This window comes from Bacillus sp. ISL-7 (genome assembly GCF_018613065.1).
Genome location: NZ_JAGGQW010000018.1, coordinates 18,419 through 33,082 on the forward strand (window position 1 = coordinate 18,419; position 14,664 = coordinate 33,082).

At 39.2% G+C, this 14,664-nt stretch carries 12 protein-coding genes and 1 pseudogene; 11 read left to right on the forward strand and 2 right to left on the reverse strand.

From position 1 onward, the window contains the following. The first annotated feature begins 63 nt into the window (after window positions 1-63). From J7E66_RS04835 to ald, 6 genes are all read left to right on the forward strand, one after another. Complete coding sequence (locus J7E66_RS04835) at window positions 64-858, forward strand: aspartate/glutamate racemase family protein (RefSeq protein WP_214998285.1); 795 nt, start codon at window positions 64-66, stop codon at window positions 856-858. A gap of 306 nt (window positions 859-1,164) precedes the next feature. Continuing rightward, window positions 1,165-1,437 (forward strand): (2Fe-2S)-binding protein, encoded by a 273-nt coding sequence (locus tag J7E66_RS04840; RefSeq protein WP_214998286.1) that lies wholly within the window; start codon window positions 1,165-1,167, stop codon window positions 1,435-1,437. Further along, entirely contained in the window at window positions 1,434-1,769 is a 336-nt protein-coding gene (locus tag J7E66_RS04845) for a (2Fe-2S)-binding protein (RefSeq protein ID WP_214998287.1), read from the forward strand. The genes J7E66_RS04840 and J7E66_RS04845 overlap by 4 nt, the downstream gene beginning before the upstream one ends. Next, the gene (locus J7E66_RS04850; protein WP_214998288.1) at window positions 1,766-2,977 is read left to right on the forward strand and encodes an NAD(P)/FAD-dependent oxidoreductase; all 1,212 of its coding nucleotides are present in this window, start codon (window positions 1,766-1,768) and stop codon (window positions 2,975-2,977) included. The genes J7E66_RS04845 and J7E66_RS04850 overlap by 4 nt, the downstream gene beginning before the upstream one ends. A gap of 31 nt (window positions 2,978-3,008) precedes the next feature. Next, a complete protein-coding gene (locus J7E66_RS04855) occupies window positions 3,009-3,542 on the forward strand; it encodes an NAD(P)H-dependent oxidoreductase (protein ID WP_214998289.1) in 534 nt (177 codons plus the stop codon). A gap of 130 nt (window positions 3,543-3,672) precedes the next feature. Further along, complete coding sequence (gene ald / locus J7E66_RS04860; RefSeq protein WP_214998290.1) at window positions 3,673-4,806, forward strand: alanine dehydrogenase; 1,134 nt, start codon at window positions 3,673-3,675, stop codon at window positions 4,804-4,806. A 268-nt stretch (window positions 4,807-5,074) separates the two neighbouring features. On the opposite strand, the gene J7E66_RS04865 is transcribed toward ald, so the two are convergent. Further along, window positions 5,075-6,277: a macrolide family glycosyltransferase gene (locus J7E66_RS04865; RefSeq protein WP_214998291.1), complete on the reverse strand. Its 1,203-nt coding sequence runs from the start codon at window positions 6,275-6,277 to the stop codon at window positions 5,075-5,077. A 343-nt stretch (window positions 6,278-6,620) separates the two neighbouring features. Here J7E66_RS04865 and J7E66_RS04870 point away from each other — a divergent pair, with 343 nt between their 5' ends. Together J7E66_RS04870 and J7E66_RS04875 are read left to right on the forward strand one after the other, a co-directional pair. Further along, a complete protein-coding gene (locus tag J7E66_RS04870; RefSeq protein WP_214998292.1) occupies window positions 6,621-7,124 on the forward strand; it encodes a DUF6241 domain-containing protein in 504 nt (167 codons plus the stop codon). Window positions 7,125-7,279: 155 nt separating this feature from the next. Then, complete coding sequence (locus tag J7E66_RS04875; RefSeq protein ID WP_214998293.1) at window positions 7,280-7,987, forward strand: SH3 domain-containing protein; 708 nt, start codon at window positions 7,280-7,282, stop codon at window positions 7,985-7,987. 312 nt (window positions 7,988-8,299) lie between these two features. Here the strand turns inward: J7E66_RS04875 and J7E66_RS04880 are convergent, their stop codons facing one another. Further along, entirely contained in the window at window positions 8,300-10,834 is a 2,535-nt protein-coding gene (locus J7E66_RS04880) for a tetratricopeptide repeat protein (RefSeq protein ID WP_214998294.1), read from the reverse strand. A 194-nt stretch (window positions 10,835-11,028) separates the two neighbouring features. Here J7E66_RS04880 and J7E66_RS04885 point away from each other — a divergent pair, with 194 nt between their 5' ends. The 3 genes and pseudogenes from J7E66_RS04885 (at window position 11,029) to J7E66_RS04895 (ending at window position 14,547) form a co-directional block, all read left to right on the forward strand. Further along, on the forward strand, window positions 11,029-12,090 hold the full coding sequence (locus J7E66_RS04885; protein ID WP_214998295.1) for an NAD(P)-dependent alcohol dehydrogenase: 1,062 nt from the start codon (window positions 11,029-11,031) through the stop codon (window positions 12,088-12,090). Window positions 12,091-12,117: 27 nt separating this feature from the next. Next, window positions 12,118-13,530, forward strand: a complete 1,413-nt coding sequence (locus J7E66_RS04890) for an MFS transporter (protein WP_214998296.1) — start codon at window positions 12,118-12,120, stop codon at window positions 13,528-13,530. A gap of 32 nt (window positions 13,531-13,562) precedes the next feature. Then, window positions 13,563-14,547, forward strand: a pseudogene (locus tag J7E66_RS04895) (carbohydrate kinase family protein). Window positions 14,548-14,664: the final 117 nt, after the last annotated feature.

Here is a 14,664-nt window from a genome sequence, read left to right on the forward strand (position 1 = left end):
AAAGAGATAACGAGTTTCGGAGAATACAAATGTATTCTCTGAAACTATAAGGAGGGGCCATTATTGAACACTAAAGCATTGGTCAATGAACGGGAATATGGTTATTTAGGAAAGGAAAAAGAGAGCACTATTATTACTATGAAAAAAGGACAGTATGTAGCAGGATATTCCGTTGGAATCCTTTATTTAGATGAATGCTGGTACCCTGTTTTACCCGGAAATGTTGCAAATCTATCTACATATGACTTTCCTGTAAGGCTAAAAGTAGTGCCAAATTGCAATCAGGAAAGAATCCATGTCGGTGATCCCACGTTACTGGATGATATTATCAAAGCGGCAAAAGAATTTGAAGCAGAAGGAGCACGTGCTATATGCGCGGCATGCGGTTTTTTTGGTAATTTCCAAGATAAAGTAGCAGCGGCTGTCGATATTCCTGTTTATCTTTCAAGTGTCGTTCAAGTACCTTGGATCAAAACAGGCTTAAAACCTAGTCATAAAATCGGAATGTTGACAGCGGATGCGCATGGAATTACCCCAAACTTATTTAAAAGTTGTGGGATAGATGATCCAAGTATTGTTGTAGTAAGAGATTTAGGCAGATTGCCTGAATTTTCAGCTATCATTGAGAGTAGAGGATCTTTTGATAACGAAAAGGTGAGAAAAGAAGTAGTAGAGGCAGCTGTCACTATGGTAAACGAAAATCCCGATATTGGCGCGATTCTATTGGAATGCAGTGATTTACCTCCGTATGCAGCTGATATTCAAAGAGCTGTTAAACTTCCGGTATTTGATTTCATTACTATGATCAAATGGGCTCATTTTGCTACAAGTCAAAAACCATATTATGGTTTTATTTGAAAAAAACATAGATTAAGTTAAACGTAGAATGTAACACACCAAGCACCGCAGTATTTCAATAATATCTCTGATGTGCTACTCCGTACGAATGAGACATCAAACGTTCTCTTCTGCGTAAAAATAGTTGGCTGCACATCTATTTTACACTGGAAGATGAATGTTGATGTCTCATTATTTTTTGTAACCGTAGCCATATATGGAATACGCAGATACCTTTCGATAAAGGAATGAAAGTTCCTTACACAATTAAAGAGGACATGGACGAAATTAATAAGATTATTCTCGAAGTAATGGAGGAGAAAATCCATGAGTGAAAATCAAACCATAATATGTAGATGTGAAGAAATCACGTTGAAGGAAATTATAGAAACGGTTGAGCGTTTTCAATGTTCCTCACGTGAGGTGAAGTTACGAACTCGTGCAGGGATGGGACCTTGTGGGGGACGCACTTGTCGAGGTATGATCGATCGATTAGTAGAGCAATTGGGTGGACCATCGGTTTCTAACGAAGTGTCACTTAGCTATCGTCCTCCCGTCCGACCAGTTTCATTTGGCGTATTAGGAGGGGAAACAAAATGAATCCAACGAGAGTTAATCATCATCCGGTTCTTGGAAATCTTGAAATACAAAAGGAAATTAAGATTTACTTTGACGACCAACAATATGTAGCTTATGAAGGAGATACAATTGCATCTGCCTTGCTTGCATCTGGAGTTCGTACCCTTCGTCGTCATGAGGACAAGCAGACTCCGCGTGGGATTTACTGTAATATAGGTCATTGTTTCGAATGCCGGGTAAGGGTGAACGACAAAAATACAGTTCGTGCTTGTCTAACTCCAGTAGAAAACAATATGCGAATTGAATCAGGTATATCTCTCCCTACAAATGCTCTACAAGGAGGTAAGTTATGATTGATCTTGTGATTGTAGGTGCGGGCCCAGCCGGGTTAGGTGCAGCCGTTTCGGCAGCCGAAAATGGATTGGAAGTGTGCGTAATAGATGAGTTCGTAAAGCCTGGAGGACGTTTATTGGGGCAATTGCACGAGGAGCCTGATGGCAAGTGGGTCAACGGTATTGCCGAAGCCCAAAAACTCCATGATCGCGCCATTCAACTTGGGGTAAGAATCCAATGTGGAGTATCCGTATATGATTTAATAAAATTGGACAATGGCTGGTGTGTGTATACCACGGACAAAGCCATCGAATCTAAATGTCTTTTGCTTGCTACAGGGGCATCGGAAACTCCTATTCCTATCCCGGGATGGACTCTTCCAGGAGTAATGTCGATTGGAGCAGCACAGGTGATGGGGAATGTGCATCGTGTGAAGCCGGGAGAGAAAGGGGTCATTATCGGTGTTAATGTACTCTCAGTGGCCATTGCAAGGGAACTGCAATTATGCGGCGTCCACATTGAGAGTATATTGCTCCCACACCCGAGTCTTTTATCTGGTGATGCCGCGAATCCTGAGAAAATGATGGAATCACTTTTACGATTATCACACTTGGCCCCTTCTCCATTAATCCGATTTGGCGGTAAATGGGTAAGCCCGAAACTTGGTGCTCGTTTGTATCCGAAAAATGGATTTAAAATGTGGGATATTCCTATTCAATTGCGTAAAACAGCTCTTGAAATACTTGGGGAAAATCAAGTGGAAGGTGTGCGCGTTGCTGATATTTCCGCAACAGGGGAGGTTGTACCTGGAACGGAAAAAGTAGTATCTGCGGATTTTGTCTGCATTGCAGGCGGTCTCACACCAATGTCTGAGCTTGCAGCTGTTGCGGGATGCACTTTCTGCTATGTTCCTGAACTCGGGGGACATGTTCCTTTGCACAATGAATTGATGCAGACAAATCTCAATGGCTTATATGTAGCAGGCAATATCACAGGTGTTGAAAGCGCTAAGGTAGCAAGGGCTCAAGGTACAGTAGCTGGCCTTACGATTGCGCGTGAACTTAACGCTTTAGTAGAACGTGCTGATGAAAAAATTGGTGCTGCTACTGCAGGGGTTATGAAAACACGCCGCAATGCACTCATCCAATTCCAGCCAGGCATTGAAGAAGCGCGTACAGAACTTTATCATAAATTTTATGAATCTCGTGGGGAAAGAATCTCGATCTAATTACGGATAGTATTTTCTGGAGGATAAATTAATGAAGGTATTAGTGATTGTAGCGCATCCAAATATTGAAGAGTCAATTATGAATAGAACGTGGTTAGGAGAACTGATGAAGCATCCCAATATAACTGTTCATGAACTTTATAAGCAATATCCAGATGAAATAATTGAAATTGAAAGAGAGCAAAGGTTATGTGAAGAACATGAAAGGATCGTTTGGCAGTTTCCGTTTTATTGGTATAGCTCTCCACCACTTCTTAAAAAATGGCAGGATGAAGTACTCACTCATGGATGGGCTTATGGATCAAAAGGGAATAAATTGCATAATAAAGAGCTCATTTTAGCCGTATCGACCGGAAGTGCAAAAGAAAGATACCAAGCGGGTGGACGTAATCAGTATTCTATGAGTGAGCTCTTAAAACCATTCCAAGCAACTAGTAATTTAATAGGGACTAAATTTTTACCGGCTTTTATTTTCAATGGAACATATACAGCAATTGATGAGGAGATAAAAGAAAGTGCAAAGGTATATGTGAATTATATTCTTGCCAAGGATATTTTTGTGTGAGCTGTAAGAAACCGATGATTATACTTGAAATACAATTTTAACCGTAATCAAAATCAATGGTAGTTTGAAAGGTTGGAGAAATATTTTTTTGTTAGGAAACTACTTATTTTACTTTAGGAGGAAGATTAAAATGATTATTGGAGTACCAAAAGAGGTAAAAAATATTGAAAATCGTGTAGCTCTTACACCAGCTGGGTTAATATCTTTTGTAAATGCTGGTCATAAGGTATTAGTTGAGAAAGATGCTGGGGTTGGAAGTGGTTTTACCAACGAAGATTACGCCAATGCCGGTGCAGAGATTATTGGAAATGCTGCAGATGTATGGTCTCAAGCTGAAATGATTATGAAAGTGAAAGAACCTCTTCCAAGCGAGTATGGTTACTTCCGTGATGGGTTAATTTTATTCACTTACTTACACTTAGCTGCTGAACCGGCTTTAGCTCAAGCTCTTAAGGAAAAAGGAGTGATCGCTATCGCTTATGAAACAGTTGCAGTAAATCGAACTCTTCCTCTCCTTACTCCAATGAGTGAGGTAGCAGGCCGTATGTCCGCACAAATTGGTTCTCAATTCTTACAAAAATCAAATGGCGGTAAAGGTATCCTTCTTACGGGAGTTCCTGGTGTTAGTCGCGGTAAAGTGACCATCATTGGTGGTGGTGTTGTAGGCGCAAATGCAGCCAAAATGGCCATTGGTTTAGGGGCCGACGTTACCATCATTGACTTAAGTGCAGATCGATTACGTCAATTAGATGATATCTTTGGCAACCAAATTAAAACATTAATGTCCAATCCATTCAACATAGCAGAAGCTGTAGCAGAAGCTGACCTTTTAATCGGAGCCGTATTAATTCCTGGTGCAAAAGCTCCTAAGCTGGTAACGGAAGAAATGGTAAAAGCAATGAAACCTGGTTCTGTTATCGTAGATGTGGCGATTGACCAAGGTGGTATTGTTGAGACAGTTGACCATATTACAACACATGACAACCCAACATATGAAAAACACGGTGTTGTTCATTACGCAGTGGCAAACATGCCTGGGGCAGTCCCAAGAACATCCACCATTGCTTTAACCAATGTCACGGTTCCTTACGCCTTACAGATTGCCAACAAAGGTGTATTCCAAGCAATTTTAGACAACGAATCCTTAAAACTTGGATTAAACGTAGCAAATGGTGAAATCACATACGAAGCTGTTGCGAAAGATCTTGGCTATAATTTTGTCTCACCGGAAAAGGTTTTTGAAAAGGAACTTACGATTGTGTAAGAAAGGTCACATATATCATCATTTTCTACAGTAAAGACTACTTCCTAAAAACAAGGGGGTAGTCTTTTTTTAGGAAGCTCTGGATATGTCTTTAAATATCGTTTCTAGTACGGTCCAGCTGCATGAAACCTACCTTCACCCTTCATGTAACTATTAAAGAATTCAAATTCATCTTCCACATCTTGTGAAATATCCGGATGATTAAAAAGGGAATTGCCGTAACCACTAAAAAAAGCCACCAATAATGGTAGCAGAGAAATTTTTATATTTAGATATCATATTGACTTTTAAATTCAAAAATCTCATCAACAGCTTGGTGATATCCACCCGATTTTTGAAAGGATTCCCTTATATTTGAAACAGCCTTATGAAAAGACGGGGTGTTTAACACATGATCTGCGGCTTCACGTAGTTGATTTGCAGTCAAGCCATCCATTCGTAATTTAATACCGGCACCGATATTGGCAACTTGTCCGGCAATGATCGGTTGATCCGCGCTTTGTGGGATGACAATGAGCGGAACCCCGTAATAGAGACCTTCATGGGTACTATTCATTCCACCATGTGTAATAAATAATTTAGTGTATTTTAACACTTCTGTTTGTGGAACATATTTTTCTACAATGAAGTTTTGGGGAATCTCTCCTAAATCGATTAGTGGGGTTTGTTTCCCGATCGACATGACAACCGTATGATTGCTATTTCCAAATGCTTCAAAACAAAGCTTATAAAAATCAATGGCTTGGTTAAAGACAGTACCCAGTGAAATATAAATTGGTCTTTTTCCCTTGATTGCTGTAAGGTCAAAGTTTTCTTGAATTAATCGTGTAGAGATGGATGGACCTATAAATTTGTAAGTTTGGTCGAATGCTTCTCCAAAAAGTTGAAACTCCCTAGTTGTGTAAACGATTGTAAGTGGGGCAGGATTACAAAAGACTTCGTAAGGAGAATGGATCTCGACATCATATTTCTCCTTCACCATTGCCGTCAGGCTTTGATACTCATCGTTTATTTCTTTACCCACTTCTGGAGGAATGTTTTTAGAAAGCTGTTCCAACATTTGATCGAATGATTCCTTTGTCTGCGCCAAGGAAGTACAAGAATTGATTGCCGGAAGCTTAAGGATTTGGGCAAGTAAACGTCCACAACCAAACATGGAATCATGGATGATGTAATCAAAATGTTCTCCTTCAATCTGTTCAAGCACGCTAGGTATGACGATATCTGCCGTACGTAAAAGACCGTTAATTCTTTCATGTAAATAATTTCTTCCACCCGAGATAAAGGCTGTTATAAATTTTTGACCGTCCAATGTTCGTACAATTGCTCCCGTCTTCTCAATTCGCTCTCGAAAAGCTTCTATCGTAAAGTACACTACCTCTTCGCCGCGCGAAATAAGCTCATGCACAACTCCAATAGTTGGATTGATATGTCCTTCTGATCCGGCATTAATAAATAAAACACGTGCCATTTCTACCACTCCTTAGGTAATTCTAAATTTAAGAGTAAGGGTCACTGTCCCATACACTTGCCTACTCAAATAATGGAATTAAATTTATCATAGTATAATACTTAAAAATCTCAAACTTCTAATCACCCCTAGAGCCATTCCTTCTTCATACAGATAGGTAAGGGTTTGAAGTTATTGCTTCCTTTTCCCCTGAAGATGTTCGCCAAGCTTATTCGGAAATTGAGACTTTTTAAAAGGTTTTAAAGGAAAGTAAAGGGAAAATGTTGAATTATTATAGTTAAAGCCTATCTTGGAGGGACGGAGCAATGTTCCAGACCTTCACATTAGAGGAGCAGGAGAAACTATGAAAAAAATACATAAAAAAATATGGATCCCAGTAGTACTCGCGGGGGTATTAATTGGGGGTTATTTATATCTTGATAAGGAAAATGTCACTGTTAGGGTAGGAACAGCACCTAGTGGCGAAAAAGTGGTCCAAGTAAATGAACAAAATAATAAGGTTGATCGTGAATTTCCGTTTAGCATGAGTGAAAACTCTGTTCAGCAAGCCATACATAATATGTCACATCAAAAGGTATTAGCGAAAAAAAAATGGGGTGCGTTGCCATTAACGCCTGAACGGGTTAAAAGATTATTACAAGTGGTGGAAGCAAATAAGAAAAAATATGAAAATGCTGATTTATATTTAAGTATATTAAGATCTTGGGATAAAGGCAATTTTGATCATGTGGTTATTAACCACAATGCCATTTGGTCGCTGCAGGGTGGCACGGTTGGAAAGGCTAATGGCATAGCCTCACCTGAAGAGGAAATGGAATTTATACAGGAGAATTTCGATGTTGAGTAGAAAGAAGCGTTCAATTCGAGCGCTTTTAATTTGATGTTTCCGTGGTAGCATCAAAAAAGGGCTGATCTATTCTTATTTTTGTTTCGTATCGCTGGGCGATATATCTTGCAAATGAACCAATAAACCTTCATATTTAATAGAAAAGGAGGTCCGATATGCGACGTGATATACAATCGAATGAACGAGCTTTCTCATCCAAGGAAGTGGCAGAAGAAGTTGGGATTGCAACACCAACTGTTCGAAAGTATGGCCAAATCTTAGAACGGAATGGATATGAGTTTTTTAAAGATGGCGATCGGCGTATCTTTGTTCAATCTGATATCGGAGCGCTTATAGCGCTACGCGATACGGATAAGCCCCTAGACGATACAGCTAAAGACCTTGCGTATCAACAAAAGGAAAGATTAGTAGATTTCAATGAAACGGAAATAGCGGTACCCGATACATATGAAAATTTACCCCAAGACCCTAATCAATTAAAAGAGATTTTAAAGGTTTTAGTCAATGAACTTGCCGCCACGCGTGAAATGAATGTTCAACTGACAAACGATATGTCTCAGCTTAAACTAACAGTTTCCCGACTCCAGCAAGATCACCATGTTATAAGTTCCAGTATTGCTAATTCAGCGCAAAAAACTCATGCGAAAATTGAAAAATTAACGGAACAACAAAATAACCATTACGAAACTTTGCTGCAGCAAGAAATACAAAAAAGTGAATTTTTACAAAAAGAAATACAAAATATGCGGGACGAACTGGAAAAAGAATGGCGTTCACAAAATGATTTCAATAAACGTTTAGAAGAAGCGATACAAAAACCTAAAGAAAAATGGGAGAGGCTTTTCTCCATATTCCGAAAATAGGGTGCCTGTTTTAGGTTTTTTTTTGCTTACTTGTATCGTATCGCCCGGCGATATAACGAATTAAATATGAATTTTTAATAAAGGTTGCTGGTGTATCGCTCTTCAATCCGACATTAATGCGCTTATAGCGGTATTCGATACGGACATTCCTCCAAATTTCAACAAATTCCCGGGAAATATCTACAAATTCTGAGTATATAGCGACAAAATGCCACTATTTCTTCTATTAAAAAACCACTTCCTAATAAAATTTAGGTAGTGGTTTTGCTGTTAAAATTTAAATGCCAAGCCTTAAGCCTTGAACGAACACGGCTAAATATGTAAATTACTTTCAATTACATCATTAAATTGTTCTACTTCTTTTCGAATACTGATGGTTGGTTCCCACGAATCAATAAGGTTAATAGCGATTTGATTTGATTGCAGTGCTTTTTCATTATCGCCTTTCTGAGAAAACATTTGTGACATCCCATAATGATAATAAATTAGCTCAATCTGATTCGCCTTATTTTTGTGATAGAGAATATTATCAAACGCTGCTTCTGCCTTTTCAAATTCGTCGCAATTTACATAAGCTAAACCTAAATTAAAATATGCTTCAATCGTTTTTTCACCGCCATACATTGTGCTGATTTGATTAGCGGCTTCGTATAAATTGATTGCCTCTTTATAATTTTTTCGCAACAAGCTTAGGTCCCCGCGAACTAATAAAACTCTATGTTGGATAATAGGGGTCGCGGATATATCTATGACTTCTCTTAAAATTGCTTCTGCCTTTTCAGGATCGCTTGATTTTAAGAACAGTCTGGATTTTAAGGCAAGTCCCCAAACCTTCAAATCAAAAACATCCGCGTTATTAGAATCTAAATGCTCTAGTATCTGAAGCCCGGCTTCAATTTGTTGAAGGGCTTCATCCAATTCATTGACTTCTATTAATGCCCAGCCTACTGTATCAATTCGAAGAAAAGCTTCATGCGTTTTTTTATCCAATTGGTTGGCGTAATCAGCGGCTTTCAGTCCGTACTCGATTCGGAGCGGCAAGTTAATCCGGCTTAAAAAGTGACTTATGCGTGTTACCAGATCAATTAGCAGCTCCTTATCTGGAACTTGGCTTGCCCACTTTATAACTTTAAGTATGTTCGGCCATTCTTTCTTGATTTTATCCAAATCACGACCAAGCAGGTAACTCCAATAAACAGAATTTAGCTGCTCCCGTTTTAAATGGGTTTCTAAGTACTGAATATAATATCGGCTCCATCGACTGCGTGCTTCCTTTTCAAAGTCTTGATTCTCTAACAAGTGCTGCTCGCCATAAGCCACTACAGTTTGATGCCCAAGAAAATATAATTTCCCTTCTATCCGCTCTGGTTGGATCAGGGCAAAGGTCCGCATCTTTTCAACAGCATAATGATAATTTCGAACATCTAATCCAGCGGCTGCAGCCCAGCTCTCTTCATCAGGAGGTTTGCTGAAAAAACATAGCACCTGCCATAGACGCCGGGTACCTTCATCACAGCGTTTCCATGTGCGCCCAAAGAGGAAATCAAACATTTCCAACAATGTGTAGCCGGCTTTCCCTAATTCCTGAATAAGTTGTTGAGCAGGAATGTCATCGTCTGAAATATAGGCTATGCTGAGTGCAATAGCTTTAGGGTTACCAGCAGTCGCTAAAAACAACTGGTGCTGGATTTCAGGAGATATATTCAATAACTGTTTTATCTTTTCTCGCTTATCTGGAGAGTTACAAGTTTGTAATTGACGGCGTACTTCATAAGTAAAAAAATCAAAAGCTTCAGTTTTTTCAAGACCATTCAGCTGAATGGTAACCATTTCCCTAAAGGCTTCCCGATATTTTTGATACAAATTCTCACGAGAGGTTAGGATTACTCTAACACCTTGTGGGAGATTGGTAATGAACTCGTGAATATCACTTTCGGCAGTATCAATACTGTCTACAATCAGCAATACCGGTTCTTGCCGAGAATAATTCGCCAATGCATTACGGACAACAAAACGTTTTTCATTAATTGATTTATCTATTTGTTCTACGCGTCCTAGTTGATAGGCAATTGTATTTAGGAAATCACTAAAGGTTAACCCTTTCCAATCAGCACTTACCCAGATTATCGATCTAAATGTTGGCCAATTTTCGTCGACATTAACAGAATCCCCATGGAGATTTCCCCCAACACAGGCATATGCTACTTCAAGCGCGATGGTCGTTTTTCCCATGCCAGCCCAACCAGTAATTGTACATACTGGTGAAGGAGAAAGCACCCACTGACGAATAGCTTCTAAGTCAAAGCTCCTACCGATGAAGCCCCCTGACCAGCGAGTTGGCAAGTTATGCGTCATTGGCTGTTCTTTAGGTGTAATAGTATTGCTTATTTGCGTATCAGGAAACAATCGATTAATTACATTTTCAATGTCTTCATCAAGCGGTGCACCGAATGCCCCGTTATTTCGTAAGATTTTGGCTTTTTTTAGACATGAAACGACCCAGATAGGTAATGCAGGTTTAATTACAGGTATGGAAGTAGTCTCAAGTAGTTTTGTAAACCACTGTATATTCATGTCACTCTTTTCTATGATGACCCAGATAATTCCAAAGAGTTTTCCGTCGTCAATTCGGCCGGGAATATATTTTAGGCCCATTTGCCCTATCCAGCTTTTAATGGTATTAGAAGAGACCCCCAGCTGGTAAGCGACTTTTTCTAAATAGGATTGTCCTGATGAATTAATTTCATTTTTACCCCTTCTGATTTTGAAGTCAGGATGGAGTTTTAAAGACTTAACACCAGACGATAACAGTTCCGCAAAATCTTTCTGGTCCTCGAGTTCAGCCATAATGCCTTGCACACCTCCTTTTATGTTATTTTACCAATTCATCTCTTTTTGTATATGAAAAATTAGAAAGTACAGCGCCGCTGTACTTTTATACAGTGTAAAAAGCTACTAGATCATTGGGTTAGCAAGTAAAATCAAAATATAACAGAGGGGAATAAAATGTATGCACTTACATAAAAGAAAGGAATTTTAAAATGAAAAACACACTACCTACACACATGAAAGCTGCAATTATGCACAGTACAAGAGAAATTACAATTGAATCATTGCCTGTCCCGCAAATTAGTCAAGATGAAGTTTTAATTAAAGTAATGGCCGTTGGAATTTGTGGGTCGGACTTACATTATTATACTCACGGAAGAATTGGTAAATACATCGTTGAGAAGCCGATCATCCTTGGCCATGAATGCTCGGGTGAGATTGCTGCTATTGGAACGGCTGTTGATAGATTTAAAGTCGGTGAACGCGTTGCGGTTGAACCAGGTGTAACCTGCGGGTACTGCGAAGCGTGTAAAGAGGGCCGTTATAACCTTTGTCCAGATGTAGAATTTTTGGCAACGCCACCAGTTGACGGTGCATTTGTACAATATATAAAAATGCGGCAAGACTTTGTCTTCGCAATTCCGGATACTCTTTCCTTTGAAGATGCTGCCCTAATCGAACCCTTTTCTGTTGGTATTCATGCAGCGATGAGAACGAAACTTCAACCTGGATCAACCATTGCAATAATGGGAATGGGCCCGGTGGGGTTAATGGCTGTTGGTGCAGCCAAAGCATTTGGGGCAGGCACAATAATAGTGACCGATTTGGAGCCGTTACGGCTCGAGGCAGCAAAAAAAATGGGGGCAACTCATGTTATCAATATTCGGGAACAGGAACCACTGGAGGAAATCAAAAACATTACAAATGGCAGAGGGGTTGACGTTGCTTGGGAAACAGCCGGGAATCCAGGAGCGCTGCAATCCGCACTAGCTTCCGTTCGTCGAGGTGGGAAACTTGCCATTGTAGGATTGCCTTCCCAGAATGAAATCCCGCTAAATGTACCATTTATCGCGGACAATGAGATTGATATTTATGGCATCTTTCGTTATGCAAACACGTATCCAAAAGGGATCAACTTCCTTGCTTCTGGCATAGTTGACACCAAGCATCTTGTGACGGATCGATATTCGTTAGCTGACACACGTGAAGCGATGGAACGAGCCCTTAATTTTAAAAATGAATGTTTAAAAATTATAGTCTATCCGAATGACTAAAACTGAACGAATGGAGAGGTATAATCTATGATAGAAACAGGACAATTAGCAGGATTGAAGGCCAAAGGCAAAAAAAGTTCCCGCTCTAGTAATACTAGTACTGGTTTATCCTGGTTAGAACGATTTGGATACGGACTTGGTGATATGTCGTATAATATTGTTTTCCAATTTGTTAACGCGTATCTCCTTTTCTATTATACGGATGTCGGTGGGATTCACCCTGCGGTTATTGCAACTCTATTCCTTGCCGTACGAATTTTAGATGCTATTTTTGACCCAATCATGGGGATGATTTTAGATAAGACCAACACACGCTGGGGGAAAGCAAGACCATATTTATTATGGGTCTCCCTTCCGTTCGCATTATTCACTTTCCTGTGTTTTACCAACCCTCACTTTGGCCCGACGGGAAACATTATCTATGCGTATGTTACCTATATTTTGCTAGGAATGTCCTTTAGTATGCAAACGATTCCAGTTAACAGCTTAACAGCGCGGATAACTAATGACGTGCAAGAACGAACCGTATTAACAACTACTCGGATGATATTGGTTTATATAGGAATCCTACTATCCATTTCATTTGCAACACCACTTGCAACAGCATTTGGAGGGGAGAATCAAGAACTTGGGTTTCAGATGACTGCTCTAGTCTATGCGATGGTAAGTATCGTTTTGAACCTCTTTAGCTTTTTTACAGTACGAGAGCGAATTGTCCCCAAAAAGAGCGAGAAACATGGAATTAAAATGACGTTATCTGTTTTATTTAAGAACAAGCCTTTGTTAATTCTAGCCTCATCATTTTTGGCGTTTGCTATTGGATTTAATATTAAACTTAGTACCATGGTGTACTACTTTACGTACAATATCCATCAAAAGGAATTAGTGTTTTGGGGAACCGTTTTATTTTTTGGGGCAGCGTTAATCAGTAACTTATTTATCCCTGTATTTTCAAAAAAATGGGGTAGAAAGAACGTAATGATTATCTCAGCTGCTATATCTCTTATTTCGTACATCGGGCTGCACTTTACTCCATATTCTTCAGTTACGTTAATTTTATTTTGGTTATTTGCTTCGGGCTTTTTTACAACTCCTTTAAATACGCTAGCTTGGGGTATGATTGCCGATTGTGTAGATTATGCTGAATGGAAAACTGGAGTTCGGGCTGATGGCGTGGTTATTTCCAGCATGAGTTTTACTAATAAATTAGGAGTTGCCCTCGCGGGGTCATTCTCTGCCATTTATTTAGGGATAGCAGGCTATGTACCTAATGCAGAACAGACAGTAACGTCACTAAATGCTATTAAAAATATGAATGCATTGATCCCAGGACTTTTTATTTTACTTGCTGTATTAATCATAAGCTTCTATCCGTTAACAGAGAAAAAATATAAAAATATGATGTCAGATTTGGAGCAAAGATCAAAACAACCAGTTTAATTATTCTTTATATAAAAATTTAAATTTAGTAAATGAGTGTGATAGATGTGCAAAGTAATATAACTAGAAATCTTTCAGTTGTCTGTGTTGGAGAATTATTAATTGATTTCTTTTGTACGGATATTGACATGGATTTAATAAAGGGAAAAAAGTGCTGGTGGTGCACCGGCCAATGTCGCAGCTGCCATTGCAAAATTAGGCGGGGACGCAGCGTTTAGCGGAAAAGTAGGGAAGGATCCATTTGGGGATTTCTTGAAACAAACATTAGACGCTGCAAACGTAGATACCTCTATGCTTGTCATGGATGAGAAAGTACCAACCACTTTAGCCTTTGTTTCATTAAAGAAAAGTGGAGAGCGGGACTTTGTATTCCATAGGGGAGCCGATGCTTTTTTGACCTTAGACGATATTGATCAAGATAAAATAAGGAATGCAAAGATTCTCCATTTTGGTTCGGCGACAGCTATGTTATCTGAGCCATTTTGCAGCACCTACCTAAATCTTATTTCCAATGCTAAAGATGAGGGACAATTTATTTCGTTTGACCCTAACTATCGAGGCGATTTATGGAAGGGAAGAGTCGATGAGTTTGTCACAATTGCCAAAAAGGCAATTGCTTTAAGTGATTTTGTTAAGGTAAGTGATGAGGAATTGGAGATTATCACAGAGACTAAAGATCATGAAGAAGGTGTTAGTCTCCTTCATGAAATGGGAGCGGAAATAATAGCAGTTACGCTTGGTAAAAGAGGAACATTGCTGTCTAATGGAAAGAAAAATGAGATTGTTAACAGCATTCAGGTTACATCCATTGATTCTACAGGTGCAGGTGACGCTTTTGTCGGAGCAGCCTTATACAGATTTGCAGACTCTAAACAAATCAAAACTATTAGTAATGATTTTGATAAGCTCCGTGACATCGTGTCTTTCGCTAATAAGGTTGGAGCGCTTGTTTGTACAAAAATAGGAGCTATTGAAGCATTGCCAAGTGGTTTTGAGATAGAAATTGCTAAAGTTTGAATGCAAATTGATAAAAATGAAAAATATTTTACTCTTTGAAAGAGGCTTCTCGTATTGGTAATTATGAGAAGCCTCTTTTTTCATTTCTTCGTATCACCATAGCTACTTACCACATCG